Source organism: Streptomyces sp. NPDC007025 (genome assembly GCF_042869455.1).
Lineage (GTDB): Bacteria > Actinomycetota > Actinomycetes > Streptomycetales > Streptomycetaceae > Streptomyces.
The window spans coordinates 284843-304732 of sequence record NZ_JBIAFT010000004.1; the positions used below are offsets into that span (position 1 = coordinate 284843).

The 19890-nt window shown below is 72.8% G+C and carries 17 protein-coding genes and 1 tRNA gene; 13 read left to right on the forward strand and 5 right to left on the reverse strand.

The window, feature by feature from the left end; all coding sequences use genetic code 11:
* Positions 1-77 precede the first annotated feature (77 nt).
* The 6 genes from ACFYMO_RS10030 to ACFYMO_RS10055 all read left to right on the forward strand — a co-directional run bounded on the left by ACFYMO_RS10030 (position 78) and on the right by ACFYMO_RS10055 (position 5895).
* Positions 78-1307 (forward strand): hypothetical protein, encoded by a 1230-nt coding sequence (locus tag ACFYMO_RS10030; RefSeq protein ID WP_366769750.1) that lies wholly within the window; start codon positions 78-80, stop codon positions 1305-1307.
* Positions 1307-2842, forward strand: a complete 1536-nt coding sequence (locus ACFYMO_RS10035; protein ID WP_366769749.1) for a hypothetical protein — start codon at positions 1307-1309, stop codon at positions 2840-2842. Before ACFYMO_RS10030 ends, ACFYMO_RS10035 begins: the two co-directional genes overlap by 1 nt.
* 5 nt (positions 2843-2847) lie before the next feature.
* A complete protein-coding gene (locus ACFYMO_RS10040) occupies positions 2848-4251 on the forward strand; it encodes an AAA domain-containing protein (RefSeq protein ID WP_366769897.1) in 1404 nt (467 codons plus the stop codon).
* Positions 4252-4355: 104 nt separating this feature from the next.
* A complete protein-coding gene (locus tag ACFYMO_RS10045; protein WP_026004698.1) occupies positions 4356-4760 on the forward strand; it encodes a hypothetical protein in 405 nt (134 codons plus the stop codon).
* 236 nt (positions 4761-4996) lie between these two features.
* A tRNA-Lys gene (locus ACFYMO_RS10050) sits at positions 4997-5070 on the forward strand.
* Positions 5071-5265: 195 nt separating this feature from the next.
* Complete coding sequence (locus tag ACFYMO_RS10055; RefSeq protein WP_366769748.1) at positions 5266-5895, forward strand: MerR family transcriptional regulator; 630 nt, start codon at positions 5266-5268, stop codon at positions 5893-5895.
* 93 nt (positions 5896-5988) lie between these two features.
* Here ACFYMO_RS10055 and ACFYMO_RS10060 read toward each other — a convergent pair whose 3' ends face one another.
* A complete protein-coding gene (locus tag ACFYMO_RS10060; protein ID WP_366769747.1) occupies positions 5989-7281 on the reverse strand; it encodes a M6 family metalloprotease domain-containing protein in 1293 nt (430 codons plus the stop codon).
* 452 nt (positions 7282-7733) lie between these two features.
* Between ACFYMO_RS10060 and ACFYMO_RS10065 the strand changes: the two genes are divergently transcribed.
* Positions 7734-9551: a putative bifunctional diguanylate cyclase/phosphodiesterase gene (locus ACFYMO_RS10065; protein WP_388545481.1), complete on the forward strand. Its 1818-nt coding sequence runs from the start codon at positions 7734-7736 to the stop codon at positions 9549-9551.
* A 72-nt stretch (positions 9552-9623) separates the two neighbouring features.
* Here the strand turns inward: ACFYMO_RS10065 and ACFYMO_RS10070 are convergent, their stop codons facing one another.
* The 3 genes from ACFYMO_RS10070 to ACFYMO_RS10080 form a co-directional block, all read right to left on the reverse strand.
* Complete coding sequence (locus ACFYMO_RS10070; protein WP_366769746.1) at positions 9624-10739, reverse strand: LLM class flavin-dependent oxidoreductase; 1116 nt, start codon at positions 10737-10739, stop codon at positions 9624-9626.
* Positions 10740-11003: 264 nt separating this feature from the next.
* Entirely contained in the window at positions 11004-11741 is a 738-nt protein-coding gene (locus ACFYMO_RS10075) for a decarboxylase (protein ID WP_366769745.1), read from the reverse strand.
* Between the two features lie 208 nt (positions 11742-11949).
* Positions 11950-12909, reverse strand: coding sequence for a decarboxylase (locus ACFYMO_RS10080; RefSeq protein ID WP_366769744.1), 960 nt, complete (start codon positions 12907-12909; stop codon positions 11950-11952).
* A 236-nt stretch (positions 12910-13145) separates the two neighbouring features.
* Here ACFYMO_RS10080 and ACFYMO_RS10085 point away from each other — a divergent pair, with 236 nt between their 5' ends.
* Positions 13146-14129 carry a D-2-hydroxyacid dehydrogenase gene (locus tag ACFYMO_RS10085; protein ID WP_388545486.1) on the forward strand — a complete coding sequence of 328 codons (984 nt, stop codon included), beginning with the start codon at positions 13146-13148 and terminating at the stop codon, positions 14127-14129.
* A gap of 227 nt (positions 14130-14356) precedes the next feature.
* Positions 14357-15769, forward strand: a complete 1413-nt coding sequence (locus ACFYMO_RS10090; RefSeq protein ID WP_388545489.1) for an amidase — start codon at positions 14357-14359, stop codon at positions 15767-15769.
* Between the two features lie 52 nt (positions 15770-15821).
* On the opposite strand, the gene ACFYMO_RS10095 is transcribed toward ACFYMO_RS10090, so the two are convergent.
* A complete protein-coding gene (locus ACFYMO_RS10095) occupies positions 15822-16343 on the reverse strand; it encodes a DUF3830 family protein (protein WP_360296486.1) in 522 nt (173 codons plus the stop codon).
* 124 nt (positions 16344-16467) lie between these two features.
* On the opposite strand from ACFYMO_RS10095, the gene ehuB reads away from it, so the two are divergent.
* From ehuB to ehuA, 4 genes are read left to right on the forward strand one after another with little or no spacing between them, the layout of a single operon-like run.
* Positions 16468-17394 carry an ectoine/hydroxyectoine ABC transporter substrate-binding protein EhuB gene (gene ehuB / locus ACFYMO_RS10100; RefSeq protein ID WP_360296483.1) on the forward strand — a complete coding sequence of 309 codons (927 nt, stop codon included), beginning with the start codon at positions 16468-16470 and terminating at the stop codon, positions 17392-17394.
* Positions 17391-18146 (forward strand): ectoine/hydroxyectoine ABC transporter permease subunit EhuC, encoded by a 756-nt coding sequence (ehuC, locus tag ACFYMO_RS10105; RefSeq protein WP_366769741.1) that lies wholly within the window; start codon positions 17391-17393, stop codon positions 18144-18146. The genes ehuB and ehuC overlap by 4 nt, the downstream gene beginning before the upstream one ends.
* On the forward strand, positions 18143-18793 hold the full coding sequence (ehuD, locus tag ACFYMO_RS10110; protein ID WP_019357054.1) for an ectoine/hydroxyectoine ABC transporter permease subunit EhuD: 651 nt from the start codon (positions 18143-18145) through the stop codon (positions 18791-18793). The genes ehuC and ehuD overlap by 4 nt, the downstream gene beginning before the upstream one ends.
* Positions 18783-19607, forward strand: a complete 825-nt coding sequence (gene ehuA / locus ACFYMO_RS10115; protein ID WP_019357053.1) for an ectoine/hydroxyectoine ABC transporter ATP-binding protein EhuA — start codon at positions 18783-18785, stop codon at positions 19605-19607. The genes ehuD and ehuA overlap by 11 nt, the downstream gene beginning before the upstream one ends.
* Positions 19608-19890 lie beyond the last annotated feature (283 nt).

A 19890-nucleotide genomic window follows, 5' to 3' on the forward strand; every position in this document is an offset into this window, starting at 1 on the left:
CGACCGGGCGGGGGCATGTTGTCAGCGCAGGATGCGAGACTTCGCCGGGTACCGCACCCTCCCCCGAGGCCACGCCGATGACTCGCTCCTCGCCACCGAAGCAGACCCCGCCGCAGGGCGCCGAACCGACGGGCCGGCAGGCCACGCCGCAGCGGCTCGCCGAGCTGCGCGGCGGGCCCGACGTGCCGCAGCGCCCGCTGGACGCGCGGGCACTGTCCGCGCTCGCCGCCAACCCCGGCTGCCGGCGCCGTGCACTGCTGGACGGCGCGGGTGTGGACAAGAGTGCGGTGGCCCAGGCCCTCGGCGCGCCCGCGCCGTTCGGGCAGTCGCAGTTCGCGCTGATCCGGGGCAACGTGTTCGAGGCGCGGGTGAAGGCGGACGGCGGCCAGGTTCTGCTCGAACTGTTGTGCAGCCACACCGGTGCGGACCGACCGGATCCGGCCGAGATCACCGTGCCGGAACTGGGCGCCGACGGCCCGGCCTCCCGCGCCTTCCGTACCCGCGAGGCGCTCTCCGCGGCGGAGGACGGGATCTGGACGCTGCTGGACCACCCGCTGCTCTCGCTCCAGGTGGCGGGCTCCACCGCCTATCTGGAACCGGACGCGCTGGCCGTCCACCCGGACGGCACGGTGTCGGTCATCGAGATCAAGTCCTTCCCGATCCTGGACGGAGCGGCCGATCCGGTGAAGGCGGGCGCCGCGGCCCGGCAGGCGGCGGTCTACGCACTCGCGCTGGAGGACCTGCGCCCGGTGCGTGAACAGGCGCTGCTGGTGTGCCCGAAGGACTTCTCCAACCTGCCCACCGGCGGCCTGCTGCCGCTGCGCAAGCAGATCGCCGCCACCCGGCGCCAGCTGAGGCGGCTGACCGGGCTGGAGGAGATCGCCGCCGAACTGCCCGCCGGCGCCCACTTCGCGCCGGCCCAGGAGCCCGGCGCGCTGGCGGCGGCCGTCGAGGCGGTGCCCGCCGCGTACGCACCCGAGTGCCTGTCCACCTGCGAGCTGGCGTTCCACTGCCGCGAGCGGGCCCGCCGGGGCGGCGAAGTGGTCGCGCTGGGCCGCTCGGTGCGGGGCGAGCTGGGCGGTCTGGAGACGGTGGCGGAGGTGCTCGGGGCGGCCTCCGGCGACCCGGCGGATTCCGCACCCGATCCGGCGGCGGCGCTGCTGCGCAGAGCGGCGGCGCTGCGGGCCGAGGCGCTGTCCGCCGCGCAGTCGGCGGGCACGTCCGAGGCGTGCGGCGGCGATGCGGCGGCTGCCGACCCCGGCGGGCGGGTACCCGCGCCCGCCGCACCGCGGACGGAGGCGCGCTGATGTCGCTGCTGAGCGCGCTGGCGCGGATGGAGGCCGCCGCGAGCGGCCGCGCGCGGCCGGTGGCGACCGTACGCCACCGGCATCTGGCCGAACGGCCCCTCGTGCTCGTCCCGTTGACGACCGCGGGAGAGAACGGCGCGCCGCTGGGGGTGATGCTGGGCACCGAGCGGGCGGCGCCCGAGGTGTTCACCGTGGCGCAGCCGCGCGACCGCGATCTGCGGTTCGCCTTCCTGGGGCGGCTGGCGGAGGCGATGCTGCCGCATCTGGAGTCCTGCCAGGACGAGGTGGAGCTGGTCGAGCGCAAGGAAGCCGACCCGGAGACCGGAAAGCGGGTCACCGTCGAGGCGGAGCTGTGCGCCGACGCGCCGCAGATGCTGGTGCCCACCGGCCCCGGCGTGGACTTCATGCGGCTGCTGGGGCGCTCGATGCGGTTCCGGCGCACCGCCGAGGAGGATCCGGAGGCCGAGCATCCGGCGCCGCCCCGGGTGCCGCTGCTGGGCCGCTGGCTGACGCACTACGGCGAGCGCGCCCGGGTGCCGGGATCCTCGCTGCTGCTGCCGATGACGGGGCTGCTGTCCCGGCACTGGGCCACCGGGCAGAGCCAGCTGGAGGACCAGCACCTGGGCGCGCTGCTGGCCTGGCTGGCGCCGCCGGACGGGCTCGGCGGGGCCGAGGCGGCGCTCCGGGCCGAGCTGGGCCGGGACGGGCGCGGGCAGCTCCTGGTGCCGCCCGCCGGGCCCGCGACCGACCCGGCGTTCGACAACGAGCTGCTGGCCCCGGCGCTCGCCCGGCACGACCGCGGGGTGCCCGGCGCCGCCCAGGAGGTGCACGACCTGGTCGCGGGGCAGCTCCGCCCCACCTGGGAGGCCATGTGGCAGGGCGTCGACCTGCTGCGGACGCTGCCCGACGCCGCGCATCTGCCCGACAGATGGCGCCGCGACCGGCAGTCCTACACCCACCACCGGGACCGGCTGCGGGCCGGCGAGCCGCCGCAGCCGCGCCGGGACGACGCGGTGACGGCCGCCCGCAAGCTCGCCATGCGCGAGCAGCGGCAGGCGGAGCTGGACGCGCAGGAGGCGCTGGACGACCCGCTGGTGATGGCCGTGCGGCGGCTGGCGGGCGAGGCGTTCCAGGCGGAGGTGCTGGAGGTCGAGATGGCGTACTCGGAGGGCAAGCGGCCCACGCCCCGTCCGCTGGTCACGGTGCACACCCAGGACGCGCCGCTGCTGTCCGACGGGGACAAGCTGCACCGCCGGCTGCCCGCCGGCGCTCAGCAGCGGGCCGAGCTGGCGGAGCTGGCGGGGCCCGGGGAGTACGTACTGCGGCTGGTCAGCGGGATGGGCCGGGGCAAGGAGCCGGCGCCGGGCACGGTGCCGGAGAAGGGTGATCTGATGTGCTGGACGGTGTTCGAGCACGCGCCGCGGGGCGGGCCCGGGCTGCCGGAGCCGGAGGAGACGCCCTGGACGCACGGGGGCCCGCCGGGTGACCCGGTCGCGGAGCGGCCCGACCCGGTGACCGCGGAGGACGTGCTGTGACGGCGCTGGTGGAGCGGCCTGGGAGCCCGCGGCGGGCGGGAGGCGCGGACGCGGAGGGCGCGGCCGACCCGGGCCGGGCCGCCGCCGCGGCCACCGAGGCGATCCTGGCCGACACGCTGGGGGGTGCGCACCGGGGGGTGGTGGTGAATTCGCCGCCCGGCGCGGGCAAGTCCACCCTCGTGGTGCGGGCCGCGCGCGAGCTGGCCGCGGCCGGGCATCCGCTGATGGTCGTCGCACAGACCAACGCGCAGGTGGACGACCTGGTGGACCGGCTGGCCACAGCCGATCCGGAGCTGCCGGTGGGGCGGCTGCACAGCAGTGAGCCCCGGCCCTACGACCCGATGCTGGACCGGCACCCCGCGGTGCGGCCCTCCGCGAAGCCCGCGGATCTGGCGGGGCTGGAGGTGGTCGTCTCCACCGCGGCGAAGTGGGCCTGGGTGGCCCCGGAGCAGCCGTGGCGGTACGCGATCGTCGACGAGGCGTACCAGATGCGGTCGGACGCGCTGCTGGCGGTGGCCGGGCTGTTCGAGCGGGCGCTGTTCGTGGGCGATCCGGGGCAGCTCGATCCGTTCAGCCAGGTCGGGGTCGAGCAGTGGGCGGGCCAGGCGCACGACCCCTCCGCCGGTGCGGTCGGCACGCTGCTGGCGCACAACCCCGGGCTGCCGCAGCACCGGCTGCCGGTCTCCTGGCGGCTGCCCGCCTCGGCCGCCGAACTGGTGTCGGACGCGTTCTACCCCTACACGCCGTTCCGCAGCGGGACGGGGCCCGGCGAGCGGCGGCTGGCCTTCGCCGAGCCGGCCGACGGCTCGCCGCTGGACGCGGTGCTGGACGAGGCCGCCGGGGCCGGTTGGGGCCTGCTGGAGCTGCCCGCGGCCCGTACGCCCCGGACGGACCCGGAGGCCGTCGCGGCGGTCGCGCGGCTGGTGCACCGGATGCTGGAGCGGGAGGGCCGCACCCGCGGCGAGAAACACGGCGACGGCGAGCCGGCGTCACCGCTGTCCGCCGACCGGATCGCGGTGGGCACGGCGCACCGGGACCAGGCGGCGGCGGTCCGGGCGGCGCTGGCCGCGCCGGGCGGGGCCGGGGGTGACGCCGCGGCGCGGGTCACCGTCGACACGGCCAACCGGCTCCAGGGGCGGGAGTTCGACGTCACCGTCGTGCTGCATCCGCTGTCCGGGCGGCCGGACGCGACCGACTTCCATCTGGAGACGGGGCGGCTGTGCGTGCTGGCGTCGCGGCACCGGCACGCGTGCGTGGTGGTGTGCCGGGCGGGTGTGGCCACGCTGCTGGACGACCATCCGGCGACCGAGCCGGTACAGCTCGGCACCGCGACGACCGCTCCGGACGGCTGGGAGGCCCACCAGGCGGTGCTGGCGCAGCTGGCCCGGCATCGGGTACGGGAGGAGTGACCGCGCGGTCCGGCGTTCCCGGAGCGGCCGCTTCCGCGGGCCGTGCGGGGGCGGGGGTGCGGAGCGCACAATGGAGAGCGGCCCATCACCTTGGAGGTATGTACATGGCTGAGCCGCACTCGGCTCCGGACCCCTCGCACTCGTCCGGCGGAGGGAGCGGGGGCGGCCCGCTGCACCGCCGACCGGCCCCGCTGCTGTTCGAGCCGGCCGAGGCGGCCCCCGACGACGAGCACTTCTTCGGCCTGGAGTCGCTCACCGACCCCAAGGAGCTGCTGGACCGGGCGACGGAGCTGGTGCACGCGTTCCGTGCGGCCGCCGACCGGGCGCAGGAGTACCAGGCGTCGGCGGCCGCGCAGCTCGCCGACCCCAAGCGCTTCGACAAGCTGCCGGACGAGGCGATCGCGGACCGGGGCGGCTGGAGCGAGGAGTACGCCCGGAAGATGATCCAGTTCGGCCAGGATCTGCTGCGGGACCGGGTGCCGGGCACCCGCCCGCCCGGTCGGCAGTGAGTGTCCCCGGCGGCATGCCGGGGGCTCGCGGGGGGCCGCGGGCAGCCGTCGGGGCCGGGTGCGCGGCGGTGCGACCGGTGTGTGCCTCGGCCGGGCGGCCTCTCCCGCCGGCCGGGCCCCGTCCCGGGCCTCCCCGCCGGGCCCTGTCCCCGGGCGCCGCAGGTCGGGAGGGGGGCGTGCGGAATATCGATTTTCGCTTCACCGGATCGTGGTGCTAAGGTCTACGACGTCAGCAGGCGCCGCTAGCTCAGTTGGTTAGAGCAGCTGACTCTTAATCAGCGGGTCCGGGGTTCGAGTCCCTGGCGGCGCACAGACAGTCGAAGGCCCCTCGCGGAAGCGAGGGGCCTTCGACGTGCGTGCGGTCGGCCCGGGACCGGCACCGGCAGATCCGGGCCGGACACCGTGGCCGTGGATAGCGAGCAGCTCCACTCCCGATAGTTGGACTATCTATCAAGGGTGGGAGAAGGTGCACATGGTCCCCGTGCAGAGCGGAGAAGGGAAACCGATGCGCATTGCGGAGCTGAGCCGACTCAGCGGAGTGCCCGCACCGACGATCAAGTACTACGTACGGGAGTCGCTGCTGGCGCCCGGCGAGCGCACCGGTCGCAACCAGGCGCGGTACGACGAGCAGCACGTGACCAGGCTGCGTCTCATCCGCGCCCTGCTGGAGGTGGGCGGACTCTCGGTCGCCGCCGCCCGCGACGTCGTCGCCGCGCTCGACAGCCCGCAGAGCGGCAGCCGCAAGGTGCTGGGCGCCGCCCGGCAGACCGTCCCGGCCGCCCGGACGGGGCCTGCCCACCCGGAGCCGGGACAGCGCGAGGCCCTCACCGAGATCCGGGCCCTGGTCGAACGCCAGGGCTGGCAGGTCGAGGAGCACGCTCCGGCCCTGGCCGCCGCGGCGCGGGTGCTGGGCGCGCTGCGGACGCTGGGCCAGGACGACTTCGCCGACCAGCTCGACACCTACGCGCGGGCCGCGGACGCCGTGGCCGCCACCGATCTGGAGATCGTGCGGAAGCGCCCGGACGCCGACGCGATGGCCGAGGCGGTGGTCCTGGGCAACATCCTGGGCGACGCGCTGCTGGCCGCGCTGCGCCGGCTCGCCCAGGCACACCGGTCGGCGGAGCTGTGCGACTGACCCGCGGCCCCCGGCGCCCGTGGCGCCGCCGTCCGGCCCCGGGCGGCCCGCTCCCCGTTCACCGACCCCGGACCGCGCGCCGCGCGCGGCGCGTCACTCCCTGACCACGCGCAGTTCCCAGTCGCCGTCCGGGGTGCGTCCGGTGACCTCGACGCGGAGGGCGTCCCGGGCGTCGGACCAGCTCTCGCCCACACCGAGCGGCGCGTCGGCGAGCTGGCTGTGCACGGAGGTCTCGCGGCAGCGGGAGGTCCCCGGGTGGCCGTCGACGACCTCCACGGGGCCGTGTGTGGAGGGGGTGTCGCTGCTCACCCGGTAGATCAGCAGCCCCTCGGAGCAGGCCCCCGCGTCGTTGCCCGCGCGCTCGCGGATCTCCATGACCAGGGCCCGGTGCGCGCCGGTCCGCAGGACGAGGAGCCGGACTCCGTCCGCGCCCGTCGCCGGGGCGGCGGGCTCGGGTGCGGTCGGCGGCCCGGCCCCGGCCGCGACCGGGCGCCGCACCTCGTGGCGGGCACGCGCGCGGTGCGCGGGGGCCGTCAGGGGCCGCAGCGTGTAGCGGGTCCGGGGCGACTCCGCGTGCGCCTGCTGCCGGGCCGCGTCGCCGGTGGTCGGGATGCAGGCCACGTTGGACCGGCCCAGCCAGCCGAGCTTCCACTTGTGCCAGCCGAACGGCTCGGGGGCGAGTCCGAACTGGCTGCCCATCAGGTCCCAGTCCCCGACCCTGGTGTCCCAGTCCGCCTTGCCGTCGGCGGGGCGCTGGTAGAGGTCGGGCAGGTCGAAGAGGTGCCCGGTCTCGTGGGCCAGCACGTTGCGGTCGGGTGGGCTCTGTTCGAACACGGTGACGATGCGGTCGAGCTCCACCCCGTCCGCGTGCAGCGGCTCATTGAGGTTGACCACTTTTGTCGCATCGGGATCCACTCCCGGGGCGTCCGGGTCTGCGATCAGGTAGACGACGTCGTAGCGGCCGAAGTCCACCTGTGGGTCGGCGGCGGCAACGGCGTCGCGGAGGTAGGAGTTGCGCAGGTCAGCGCGCCAGTCCCGCTGTATGTCGTACTCCGCCGCGGGGCGGGGCATCCGGATCCAGCGGTCGATCGGACGCGGTCGCAAGCGGAACTTTCCGTAACTCGCCCGCTTGAAAAAGTCTGATGTAGCAGGGAAATGGTCATTCACAAGCTCGCGCGGGGTGGCCATCGGGGTCGCATCGGGGAAAGAGAGAAAGAGAAGGGCGGCGTCGAGCGTCCCCTCGGGGCGCGGATAGGAGGCGTTCCAGGTGTCCAGACCCAGCGAGTGGTGCGCATCGGTGCGCGGCAGGGCGCATGGCATGCCCACCGCGACGGCCTGTACGGGACCGGCCACCAGGCCGACCCCCATGAAGGCGGTCAGTGCCATGAGCACCGCTCCCACCCGGTGCCGGACACCGGGCCCCAGGGAGTCCGCGCCGCGCCCGGGACGGCGCGGTGCCACTCCGTCGGGTACAGACGCACGCGCCACGCGAAGACCTCACCGGAAGAGGACGGATGGACCTTCCTCAGATTCGCGCCGTATGTCCGGTGATGCGCTGTTTCGATAGACCGGACGAGTCAACCGCAGTATGACTACTCTTCGTAATGGGCGGTCGATAGTGATCAGGGCACACTCAGGACCGATGCAGAAACGGTCACCCCTGCGCCCACGCCCGGCTCCCGGCCACCCGACCGACCGGAAGCCCGAGCGGGGACACTGGCTCCGCTCTTGCGCCAACCTCTATGATCGGCACATTTCCAGCGCGGATCCTCCCCTGGGCGGCCCACGGGCAGCCGGCCGACCGATCCGCACGAGACGAGCCCCCCGCGGAGCGATCGGTGAACGGACCCCTCGAAGGACCGGGCAAAGACTCCGGCGAAGCCCTCGTAACCCAACCCCAGACAATCACGGAAAGTAGCCACAAGCGCTGGCGGCGGCGTGCACACCACGGGCACAACGAGAGCGACTTCCGGGCCGCCTTCCACGCGGCGCAGCTGCCGATGGCCATCGTCGACCCCAACGGCCGGGTGCTGACGGCCAACCGGGCGCTGGGAATCCTGCTGGGCGCCGAGCCGCACCGGCTGACCGCACGGCCCATCGCCGAGCTGGCCGGGCTCGGCCTGGACGGACGGGTGCGCAGCGCCTACCACGAGGCACTGCAGGGCCGCACCGACCGGATGTCCTGCACCCGCAGGCTCAAGCACGCGGACGGCCACACCCTCTGGGCCGAGATCACGGTGACCCCCACCGCGCGCGGCGGCGAGGCGCTGCTGTCCATCGCGGACATCAGCGAGCGCCGCGACCTCCAGGAGCGGCTGCGGCATCTGCAGATGCACGACCCGGTCACCAGGCTGCCCAACCGCACTCTCTTCTTCGAGCGGCTGGCCGGAGCGCTGGCCGACTCGGCGACGGGCCGGACCGGGCTGTGCTACCTCGACCTGGACGGCTTCAAGGCCGTCAACGACACCCTCGGCCACCGGATCGGCGACAGCCTGCTGGACGCGGTGGCACAGCGGCTGACGCTGTGCGCCGAGGCGGGCGGAGAGGACGGCGGCGGCCATCTGGTGGCCCGGCTGGGCGGCGACGAGTTCGCGCTGCTGGTCGAGTCCTCCACCGGCACCGAGCAGCTCACCCAGCTCGCCCAGTCCGTCCTGACCACCCTCCAGCGGCCGTTCGACCTGGCCGGGCAGCGGCTGTCGGTCTCGGCCAGCATCGGAGTCGTCGAACGGGAGACGACCGGCACCACGCCCACCGAGCTGATGCAGGCGGCCGACACCACGCTGTACTGGGCCAAGGCCGACGGCAAGGCCCGCTGGACACTCTTCGACCCGGAGCGCAATGCCCACCGGATGACCCGGCAGTCCCTCTCCTCCACCCTGCGCCGGGCCGTGGAGCGGGGCGAGTTCGTGCTGGAGTACCAGCCGATCGTGGGCTTCGCCGACGACCGGCTGCGCGGAGTCGAGGCGCTGGTGCGCTGGCAGCATCCACAGTTCGGAAGGCTCAGCCCGGACCGGTTCATCGGACTCGCGGAGGAGAACGGCGCCATCGTGCCGCTGGGCCGCTGGGTGCTGGAGGAGTCCTGCCGGCAGGCCCGGCGCTGGATGCGGGAGCACGCCGGACCGCCGCTGTACGTGAGCGTCAACGTGGCGGTGCGCCAGGTGTGGGACTCCGACCTGGTGCGGGACGTGGCCGAGATCCTGGAGGAGACCGGGCTGCCCGCCGGGCTGCTCCAGCTGGAGCTGACCGAGTCGGCGGTGATGGGGTCGGCCGGGCGGCCCCTCCAGGCGCTCCAGGCGCTCTCGGAGATGGGGGTGCGCATCGCCATCGACGACTTCGGCACCGGCTACTCCAACCTGGCCTACCTCAGCCGCCTCCCGGTGCGCGCGCTCAAGCTGGACGGCACCTTCGTCCGCGGCTTCCGCACGGCACGGCACCAGAACCCCGCGGACGAGACGATCGTGACGGCCCTGGTCCAGCTCGCGCACAAGCTGGGTCTGACCGTCACCGCGGAGTGCGTGGAGGGCCCGGCGCAGGCCGAGCGGCTCCGCCGGATCGGCTGCGACACGGGCCAGGGCTGGCACTACGCCAAACCGATGGCGGCCGACCGGATCGCCGAGCTGCTGGCGTGGGCGCCCCCGGAGGCCGGCAGCGCGTAGTCCTCCGGAGCCCGGTTCCGGGAGAGCGCCGCCCGGAACCGGGGCCGGCCCCTCCGGAACCGCCGCAGCCGCTCAGGGGAGCCGGTAGGCGTCGGCTATCAGTTCCAGCGACCGGGCGCGGGCCTCCGGGGTGTGCGCGTTGGCGGTGAGCATCAGCTCGTCGGCGCCGGTCCGCTCGACCAGCGCGTCGAGACCGGCCCGCACGGCGTCGGGGGTGCCGTAGGTGACGTTGCCCAGCCAGCTGTCCACGAAATCGCGCTCCACGGGACTGAACGGGTACGCCTCGGCCTCTTCCGGGGTGGGGATCAGTCCGGGCCGCCCGGTCCGCAGCCGCACCATGGACAGAGCGCCGGTCAGCACCTGGCGGCGGGCCTCCTTCTCGTCCTCGGCGGCCAGCGCGGCAGCGCCGATCAGCGCGTACGGCTCGGTCAGCACCGCCGAGGGGCGGAACGTCTCGCGGTAGAGCTCCAGGGCCGGGAGCGTATTGGCGGCCGAGAAGTGGTGCGCGAAGGCGAACGGGAGCCCCAGCTGCCCCGCGAGCTGGGCGCTGAATCCGGAGGAGCCCAGCAGCCACACCGGCGGCCGGTGCGCGGCGCCCTCCGCCCCGGTGCCACGGGTCTGCACGGGTCCGGGCACGGCGTGGATGCGGGCGTAGCGGTGGCCGTCGGGGAAGTCGTCGTCCAGGAACCGGATCAGTTCGGCGAGCTGCTGCGGGAAGTCGTCCGCGCCCTCGCGCAGCTTCTCGGTGCGCCGCAGCGCGGCCGCCGTCGCGCCGTCGGTGCCCGGTGCCCGGCCCAGCCCCAGGTCGATCCGGCCCGGCGCCAGCGCCTCCAGCGTGCCGAACTGCTCGGCGATCACCAGCGGGGCGTGGTTGGGCAGCATCACGCCGCCCGAGCCCAGCCGGACGCGGCTGGTGCGGGAGGCCAGATGGGCCAGGATGACCGCGGGCGAGGAACTGGCGACGCCCGGCATGGAGTGGTGTTCGGCCACCCAGTAGCGGGTGAAGCCGCGGGCGTCGGCGAGGGCCGCCATCCGGGCGGAGGTCTCCAGCGCCTCCCGCGCTGTGTACCCCTCGCCCACGTTGACCAGGTCGAGGACGGAGAGGGGTACGGGGGCCTCGCCCCGCGCCTCGCCCCGGATACCGGTCGTCGGATCCTGGTGCTGTGCGTCCTCGCCTGGCTGGCTCACGATGGCTTCGCCTTCCTCCTGCGTTCCGGTGCACGGGCCCGCGCGCCCCGATGCCGGGGTCCGCGGGCCACGAGCCGGTACAACGCACCGGAGGGCCGCTGTCTTCCCGGGCACGGCGGACCGTCCGCCGGCCGGTTGCGGCGGACCGTCCGCCGGTCCGCGGGACGACCGGAGGTACCGGGAGCCGCCGCCCGGTCCGTGCCGTCCCCGGTCCCCGGCGGCCGTCGGGCGCCGGGGACCGGGAGCGCGGCGGGGCCGCACCGGTCAGGAGAAGAGCGCGCCCAGCGCCGGGCAGTGCACCTTGCGGTCCAGCAGCCGCAGCCCCTCCTTGGCGGTGACCTGGTTGGCCGTGAGCACGGGCTTGCCCAGCTCGGCCTCCAGGGCGGGGATGTGGGCGGCGGTGTGCAGGGCGGTGTCCGGCAGCAGCACGGCCTGCGCGTCCGGGTGGTCGCCGCCGCGGGCCAGCGCCAGCACCTCCTCCTCACCCCAGGTGCCGACCTCGGCGGCGGTGATGATGCCGCTGCCGCGCATGGCGACCACCTCGGCGCCCGCGGCCTTGAGGAAGCCGGTGAACAGCTCGGCGACGTCCTCCGGGTAGGTCGCCGCGATGCTGACGCGCTCGACGCCCAGGTCGCGGACCGCGTGCGCGAAGGCGAAGGAGGTGCTGGAGGCGGGGATTCCCGCCGTCTCCCCCAGCTCGCGGACCTGCTCGTGGGCGCCGTCCCAGCCGAAGACGAAGCTGGCGCTGGTGCAGGCCCACACGACGGCCTGGATGTCCTGGCCCTTGACCTCCTCGACCTTCGCGGCGAGCCGGGCCGCGGAGCCCATCTCCAGCAGCGCGTCCACCCGGTGGGCGTCCTCGCCGATGTCGGTGTGCACGAGCGGCAGCCGTACCTCGGCGCCCGCCTCGGCGAGGATCCGCTCCAGCCTGGGGTAGTCGTCCTCGGCCGAGTGGCCGGGGTAGAGGAATCCGACCGCCGGTGCCGATGCCGCCTGTGCCATCTACTGCCTCCTGTGCGTGCTGTACGTGCTCAAGGGTGTGCTGCGGTGTGCTGCGAGTGCTCGCATGCGTGCGGGACCGCCGTACTGCCGGTGGCGGTACGGCGGTTGGTTCGTACGGGACCGTACGGAAGGGGATCCGCACGGCGGACCGTGCGGAGGGAGAGCCCGTACGGGAGAGGCCGTACGGGCGGGTACGGACAGGGAAGGGTCAGGCCGGGGGCTGCGGGCCGCCCCACTCCTCCGGGAGCCCGGGATGCCCGTAGCCGAGGTCGGGGGTGCCCTCCAGCGGGTCGCCGGGCTCGGTGCCCGCTCCCGCCAGCGCCGCCTCCGGCTCGTGGCCGACCTGCTGCTCCTCGGGCTCGACGAGTCCGTCCGCCTCGTGCGCCACCGGCTGGGTGCCGCTGGTGGACGTCATGGCGGCCGGGCCGCGCCGCGCGACCGGGTCGAGGAGCGCCTGGTAGGGGCCGACGGCCTGTTTGCCGACCGCGCGCAGGGCCGCCCACATGGTGACCTGGTTCGCGGAGAGCACCGGCATCCGCAGCTCGGCCTCCAGCTGCGGGATGACGTCGTAGGTCGGGAGGTTGGTGCAGGAGATGAACAGCGCGTCGGGCGCGTCCACCACCGCTTCCCGGGCCATGTCGACCACGTCCCGGTAGGCCACCCGCCAGATCTCCCGGGTGAGCCCCATGTAGCAGCGCCCGGTGATGCCGATGCCGGCCTCGTCCAGGTAGTCCTCCAGGGAGTCGGTGACCGACTTGGTGTAGGGGGTGACGATCGCGATGCGCCGTGCGTCGATCTCACGCAGCGCGTCCAGCATCGCACCCGAGGTGGTCAGGGCCGGCATCTCACCGGCGTCCGCCATGGCGGTGGCCATGGCGCGTTCACCGGCCGTGCCGCCCACGAAACTGCCCGATGTGCAGGCGTAGGCCACGACTTCCGGGGCCACGGCGCACAGCGCGCGGGTCGCCTCGCGCAGCGTCTCGTGCTCGCTGACCAGGCGTGCGAGGTCGAGGCTGACCTCTACGGGGACGAAGGGGGTGCGGGTCAGGTGCAGGGACACGTCGTCCGGCACCCAGCGCCAGAGCTCACGGTCCAGTGCGAAGTCGAAGGGAGCGACGATTCCCACGCCGCGCTGCGGCAACGGTCCGCCGAGGAAGGAGACGTCCATTTCGGACCCCAAAAGAACGGAGGGGAAGGCTCATGGCCAGAAGGCCCCTGAGTCAAGGGAAGTCAGAGGAAAAGCAAAGCCGGTCAGAAGCCGGGACGCCGGGACAGATGTCTTTGTTGACGAAGGTAGTTTCTGCTCCCTACCGTGGTCAATCCCGCCATCTGAGGCTGGTTCCCGTCCCTCCCGGCTCACTCCTTCAGCCAACCGTCCCTGCGTTTCGAAACGGTTTCCTGCCTATGTCCGAAACCTGCGTTCTTGTCCTCGATGTCGAGCCGCTTCCCCGGCTCGACCGACTCGCGGGGCGCGCACGCGTCGTGCATGCCGACGAGAAGACGCTCGCCGACCAACTTCCCGAGGCCGACGTCCTGTTGGTCTGGGACTTCCTCTCCGACGCGGTACGCGACGCGTGGCCGGGCGACGGCCCCCGGCCACGCTGGGTGCACACCCCCAGCGCCGGCGTGGACCGGCTGCTGCCGGAGCTGGCCGACGGTCGCGAGACCGTCATCACGAATGCACGGGGCGTGTTCGACCGCCCCATCGCCGAATACGTCCTCGGCCTCGTACTGGCCATGGCCAAGGACTTCCGTGGCACCTGGGAATTGCAACGACAGCGCCGCTGGCGGCACCGAGAGACATTCCGCGTGGGAGGAAGTCGGGCGACGGTCGTCGGTTCCGGTCCAATCGGCCGGGAAATCGGGCGCGCGCTGCTGGCACTCGGTGTCAAAGTGGACCTCGTCGGCCGGACGGCACGGGACGGCGACCCCGAATTCGGGCGCGTGCACAGCACGGACGCACTGCCCGGCCTGCTCGGCGACTCCGACTGGGTCGTGTGCGTCGCACCGCTGACCCAGGAGTCGACGGGCATGTTCGACGCCGCGATGTTTGCGCGGATGAAGCCCGAAGCGCACTTCGTGAACGTCGGGCGGGGGGCGCACGTGGTCGAGGACGACCTGGTGGACGCGCTGCTCGCGCACCACATCCAGGGCGCCGCGCTGGACGTGTTCGCCGAGGAGCCGCTGCCCGCCGACAGCAGGCTCTGGGACGTGCCCGGGCTGCTCGTCTCGCCGCACATGAGCGGTGACACGATCGGCTGGCGCAACGATCTCGCGGAGCAGTTCCTGGACAACTTCGACCGCTGGGAGGCGGGCCAGCCGCTGCTGAACGTCGTCGACAAGGACCTCGGCTACGTTCCGTCGGCCCCCGCGACGCGGACGGACTGACCGGCCGGGCACGGGGCTCCCCGGCGCCCCGTGCCCGCCGGCACCGCTCCGGCGGGGCGCTGTGCGCTCCGCCCCACCGGGGCGTTCTTCTCCTTCTCCTCCGTCTCCGGTGACCATCGGGTGTCACCGGGTCGTTTCTTCACGCCTCGGGTGCGGTGCGGGCCCGGGGCTCGTCGTCCTGGCGGTCCGCCGCGCGCGGCCCGCCCGGTCTCTCGGGAGGTTTCGTCATGTCCGATCTCAACGCTCTGACCGCGACCCAGCTCGTGGCGGGGTACGAAACGGGGGACTTCACCCCCGTGGAGGTCACCCGGGCGGCGCTGGAGCGCGCAGAGGTGACCCAGGAGCGTGTCAACGCGTTCGTCCGCATCGACGGCGAGGCCGCGCTGCGGCAGGCCGAGGAGTCCGCCGGGCGCTGGGAGCGCGGCGAGCCGGCCGGCCCGGTGGACGGGGTGCCGGTGACGGTGAAGGACATCCTGCTCCAGCGCGGCGCACCCACCTTCAAGGGCTCCTGGGCCACCGGCGAGGGCGGGCCCGGGGACGAGGACGCCCCGTCGGTGGCCCGGCTGCGGGAGAGCGGCGCCGTCTTCCTGGGCAAGACGACGACGCCCGAGTTCGGCTGGAAGGGCGTCACCGACAGCCCCCGGCACGGGGTGACCGGCAACCCGTACGCGCCCGACCGCACCGCGGGCGGCTCCAGCGGGGGCAGCGCGGCGGCCGTCGCGACGGGCGCGGGCCCGCTGTCGCTGGGCACGGACGGCGGCGGGTCCGTGCGGATCCCCGCCTCGTTCTGCGGCATCTTCGCGCTGAAGCCCACCTACGGGCGGGTACCGATCTACCCCGCGAGCGCCTTCGGGACCCTCGCGCACGTGGGTCCGATGACGCGGGACGCGGAGGACGCCGCGCTGCTGATGGACGTGATCAGCGCACCCGACTCGCGGGACTGGTCGCATCTGGGCCCGGTGCCGCACAGCTTCCGCGGCGCGCTGGCCGCGGGCGCGGAGGGGGTGCGCGGGCTGCGGGTGGCCTTCTCGCCCGACTTCGGCGGCCGGGTGCAGGTCGATCCGGAGGTCGCCGCGGCGGTACGGAGTGCGGTGGCGCTGCTGGAGGAGCTGGGCGCGGTGGTGGAGGAGGCCGATCCCGGCTTCGCCGACCCGGTCGACTCCTTCCACACGCTGTGGTTCAGCGGTGCCGCACGCGTCACCCAGGGATTCGGCCATGATCAGCGGGAGAGTCTGGACCCGGGCCTGCAGGAGATCTGCGCGGACGGGGCCGCCCGCAGCGCGCTGGAGTACCTCGCCGCCGTGGACGAGCGGATGGATCTGGGCCGCCGCATGGGGGCCTTCCACGAGCGGTACGACCTGCTGGTGACGCCGACCATGCCGCTCACCGCGTTCGAGGCGGGGGTGGAGGTGCCGCGCGGCTCCGCGCTGACCCGGTGGACCGGGTGGACGCCCTTCTCCTACCCGTTCAACATGACGCAGCAGCCGGCCGCTTCGGTGCCGTGCGGGACGGACGGGGCGGGGCTGCCGGTGGGTGTGCAGCTCGTCGGTCCGCGGCACTCGGACGCGCTCGTGCTGGGTGCCTCGCACGCCCTGTACGAGGCGGGGGTCGCGGCCGGGGTCCCCGCCGTGCTGGGCTGAGCGCGGTCGGCTGGTCCCGTTGGGGGGTTGCGCCCCCCAACGGGTGTGTTCCTCAGGCTCGGCGGAAGTTGAGGGTCTCGCCGACGGCGCCCGAGCGCCAGAGGTCCTGGCAGGCCTCGGCCATGGCGTCGAGCCCCTCGACGATCTGGCCCCAGACGATGCCGGGCACCCAGCCGGCGTCGCCGTTGATCAGCAGATTGTTGCGCTCGTAGAACAGCGCGAGGTCGATGACGGTGGCCCGGCCGGCGTGTGCGGCCTCGGTGCCCTGCTGTTCCGCCGCAGCCTCGTACCCGTATCCCGGGGTCGCCAACTGGGTGTTGGAGAAGGTGAAATAGCAGAGGTCACCTGGGATGGGGGTAATGGTCGGATTCTCCAGCGGCGGCTCCTGGGGGGCGAACGGGGGAATAAGGGCGTAGATCTCGTTGCGCGCGTACTTCGCGTGGTAGACGTCGCCGCCCAGCGGCAGCGCGTCCCACACCGCCGCACACGTGATGGGCGCGCGGTCGTCGAGCAGCTTTGCCGTGCAGCTCACTCCCCGCTTGTCCAACGACACTTCAATGAAGCGCTCAGCCATCGTGCCTCCGCACAAGGGTGGTCATTTACCTGCCAATGGTGACTCAGACACCAGCTTCAGCGCGACCCCATAACGGCTTGAAATTATCCGCATATCTTCAGCCTGGTTGGGTATGCGCGCGCCCATGGCTCCACCACAGAGGAACAACACGGCAGGTGCCGGGAGACGTTTGAGCCGTCGGTCGCTGCTCGGCGGGGCAGCGTCCTTGGGTGCGGTCAGCGCACTCGGCGCAACGACCGCATGCAGTCGGGTGTCCAGCGCGGACGCCGAGGACGGGGGAGATCTTCTGGAGCGGCTGAAGGCCCAGGGAACGGTGAAGCTGGGCCTCGCCGGTGAACAGCCCTACAGCTACATCGACAAGGACGGCGAGTTGACGGGCACCTCGCCCGAGATCGCCAGGACCATCTTCAAGCGGCTGGGCGTCCCGAAGGTCCAGCCCTTCCCGACCGAGTTCAACTCGCTGATCCCGGGTCTCAACTCGCAGCAGTTCGACGTGGTCGCGGCCGGTATGTACATAACGCCCGAACGATGCAAACAGGTCCTGTTCGCCGACCCCGAGTACGAGATGCGGGACGCGTTCATCGTGCGCAAGGGGAACCCGAAGAACCTGCACAACTACGAGGACGTCAAGAAGAGCGGCGCGAAGTTGGCAACCGGAACCGGCTATGCCGAAATCGGCTACGCGGCGGAGGTCGGCATCAAGGAGTCGGAAATTCTGCTGCTTCCGGACCAGCTCGCCGGACTCCTTGCCGTGGAACAGGGGCGGGCCGATGTATTCACCGGTACGGCGGTCACCGTGCGGAATGTGGTCAGGCAGACCAAGAGCAAGAAGGCCGAGTTCACCGCGGCCTTCACCCCGAAGCTGGACGGAAAGCCCGATCTGGGCACCGGCGCGTTCGCGTTCCGCTCGGTCGAGACGAAGCTGCGGGACGCCTTCAACCGCGAACTGCACAAGATGAAGGAGAGCGGCGAGCTCTTCCGGATCATGAAGGGCTTCGGCTTCATCAAGGAAGAGATGACCGAGATGACCGCGAAGGAGCGCTGCGCATGACGGACCTCACCGCAGGGCTGTGGGAGCTGCTCCTCAAGGGCGTCTGGGTCACCGTCCAGCTCACCGTCTTCAGCGCGGCGCTGGGCGCGTTCGTCGCCTTCACGGTCGGCGTGGCCAGGACGAACCGGCTGTGGATCGTCCGGTTCCTCTCCGGCCTCTACATGGAGATCTTCCGGGGCACCTCCGCCCTGGTGCTGATGTTCTGGATGTTCTTCGTGCTGCCGGTCGCCTTCGGCTGGCAGCTGGTGCCGATGTGGGCGGCCGTGCTCGCACTCGGCCTCTCGTACGGCGCGTACGGCTCGGAGATCGTGCGGGGCGCGCTGGCCGCGGTCGCACCGGCCCAGCAGGAGGCCGGGATCGCGCTGAGCTTCTCGCCCTGGCAGCGGCTGGTGAAGATCCAGCTTCCGCAGGCGTGGCCCGAGATGGTCCCACCCGCCAACAACCTGCTGATCGAGCTGCTCAAGGGCACCGCGCTGGTGTCCGTGCTGGGCGTCGGCGACATCACCTTCGGGGCGGCGCTGGTGCGTAACGCACTCGGCGAGAGCGCCCCCGTCTACACGATCATCCTGGTCATGTACTTCATCCTGGCCTTCCTGCTGACCCGTGTGATGCGCGCGGTGGAGCGGAAGGCGAAGGCGGGCATCGGCCAGGCCCCGCAGAAGGGCCAAGGAGTGCTGCGCAAGCTCACCGTTCCCCGGCAGGCGGACGCGCCCTCGAGCGACCTGTCCAAGAGCGCGGGAGGTGCCCGATGAAGTGGGACTGGTCGGCTGTCGGCGACTTCATGCCGCGCTTCTGGGACGGCGTGCTCGTCACGCTCCAGGCGCTGGTGCTCGGTTCGCTCATCGCCTTCGCCCTCGGGCTGGTCTGGGCGATGGCGCAGCGCTCCCCGCTGAAGGCGGTGCGCTGGCCGGTGATGGTGGTCACCGAGTTCATCCGCAACACCCCGCTGCTGGTGCAGCTGTTCTTCCTGTTCTACGTACTGCCGGAGTGGGGGCTCACGCTCTCCGCGCTCACCACCGGCATCGTCGGCCTCGGGCTGCACTACTCGACCTACACCGCCGAGGTCTACCGGGCCGGCATCGACGGCGTCCCGGTGGGCCAGTGGGAGGCGTGCACCGCGCTGAGCATGCCGCGCGGCCGCACCTGGAGCGCCGTCATCCTGCCGCAGGCGATCCGCCGCGTGGTGCCCGCACTGGGCAACTACGTGATCGCGATGCTGAAGGACTCGCCGATGATCGCGGTGATCGGTGCGCTCGAAATGCTCGGCCAGGCCCGGCAGTTCACCGCCATCACCTTCCTGCCGACCGAGCCGATCACCGTGGTCGGTATCGCCTTCATCGTCATCGCCTACCCGGCATCCCTGCTTACGAGAGCCCTGGAGCGTCGCCTTGTCCGCTGAGAAGAACCCGAGCACGGCCGCGAACGGCGGTACGAACCCCGCTGCCGAGGGCAGTGAGCTGATCAAGTTCGACAACGTCACCAAGCGCTACGGCAGCAACGTGGTGCTGGACAACCTCTGCTTCGACGTGTCGCCCGGCAAGCACGTCACCCTCATCGGCCCCTCCGGCTCGGGCAAGACCACGATCCTGCGGCTGCTGATGACCCTGGTGAAGCCGGACGAGGGCACCATCAAGGTGGCGGGCGAGTACCTCTCGCACGAGGAGCGGAACGGCAAGCTGGTGCCGGCGGGCGAGAAGCACTCCCGCGAGGTCCGCAAGAACATCGGCATGGTCTTCCAGCAGTTCAACCTCTTCCCCAACATGAAGGTGCTGCGGAACATCACCGAGGCCCCCGTGCACGTGCTGGGGCTGGGCAAGGACGAGGCCGAGCAGCGCGCCCGCGAGCTGCTGGAGATGGTCGGTCTGACCGACCACATCGACAAGTACCCCACCCAGCTCTCCGGCGGTCAGCAGCAGCGGGTGGCCATCGCCCGCGCGCTGGCGATGCGCCCGCAGGTGCTGCTGCTGGACGAGGTCACCTCGGCCCTCGACCCGGAGCTGGTGGCCGGGGTGCTGGACGTGCTGCGGGACATCGCCCACTCCACCGACATCACCATGCTCTGCGTCACGCACGAGATGAACTTCGCACGTGACATCTCCGACGACGTGCTGATGTTCGACGCGGGCCGGGTCATCGAGTCCGGTGCGCCGGAGAAGATCTTCACCGACCCCGAGCACGAGCGCACGAGGGAGTTCCTCAGCGCCGTGCTGTGAGCGCGCCGGTGCTCCGCTCCGCACGGAGCGCCCGCCGTCCCGCCCGAGCCCGCGCCGCCTGCGGCGCGGGCTCGGGCTGCGTGGAGCACCTGTGGGCCGCGGGGGTCGGCAACCGGACGACGCGACGCCACGAGGGCCGCCGACAGCACAGCGCGGGGGCGCGTACGGGGGCGCATAGAGGGGGCGCATCCAGCCGTGCGGCATATGCCGATCGCAGCAACGGACCCGTGCCCGTGCCACGTTGGCCGCTATCGTGGGATATGAAGCCGTGACCACACGAAGT

Coding starts and splice junctions, on each gene's coding strand:
- ACFYMO_RS10030 (WP_366769750.1), top strand. CDS start 78: ATGACTCGCTCCTCGCCACCGAAGCAGACCCCGCCGCAGGGCGCCGAA.
- ACFYMO_RS10035 (WP_366769749.1), top strand. CDS start 1,307: ATGTCGCTGCTGAGCGCGCTGGCGCGGATGGAGGCCGCCGCGAGCGGC.
- ACFYMO_RS10045 (WP_026004698.1), top strand. CDS start 4,356: ATGGCTGAGCCGCACTCGGCTCCGGACCCCTCGCACTCGTCCGGCGGA.
- ACFYMO_RS10055 (WP_366769748.1), top strand. CDS start 5,266: ATGCGCATTGCGGAGCTGAGCCGACTCAGCGGAGTGCCCGCACCGACG.
- ACFYMO_RS10060 (WP_366769747.1), bottom strand. CDS start 7,281: ATGGCACTGACCGCCTTCATGGGGGTCGGCCTGGTGGCCGGTCCCGTA.
- ACFYMO_RS10075 (WP_366769745.1), bottom strand. CDS start 11,741: ATGGCACAGGCGGCATCGGCACCGGCGGTCGGATTCCTCTACCCCGGC.
- ACFYMO_RS10080 (WP_366769744.1), bottom strand. CDS start 12,909: ATGGACGTCTCCTTCCTCGGCGGACCGTTGCCGCAGCGCGGCGTGGGA.
- ACFYMO_RS10085 (WP_388545486.1), top strand. CDS start 13,146: ATGTCCGAAACCTGCGTTCTTGTCCTCGATGTCGAGCCGCTTCCCCGG.
- ACFYMO_RS10090 (WP_388545489.1), top strand. CDS start 14,357: ATGTCCGATCTCAACGCTCTGACCGCGACCCAGCTCGTGGCGGGGTAC.
- ACFYMO_RS10095 (WP_360296486.1), bottom strand. CDS start 16,343: ATGGCTGAGCGCTTCATTGAAGTGTCGTTGGACAAGCGGGGAGTGAGC.
- ehuB (WP_360296483.1), top strand. CDS start 16,468: ATGGCTCCACCACAGAGGAACAACACGGCAGGTGCCGGGAGACGTTTG.
- ehuC (WP_366769741.1), top strand. CDS start 17,391: ATGACGGACCTCACCGCAGGGCTGTGGGAGCTGCTCCTCAAGGGCGTC.
- ehuD (WP_019357054.1), top strand. CDS start 18,143: ATGAAGTGGGACTGGTCGGCTGTCGGCGACTTCATGCCGCGCTTCTGG.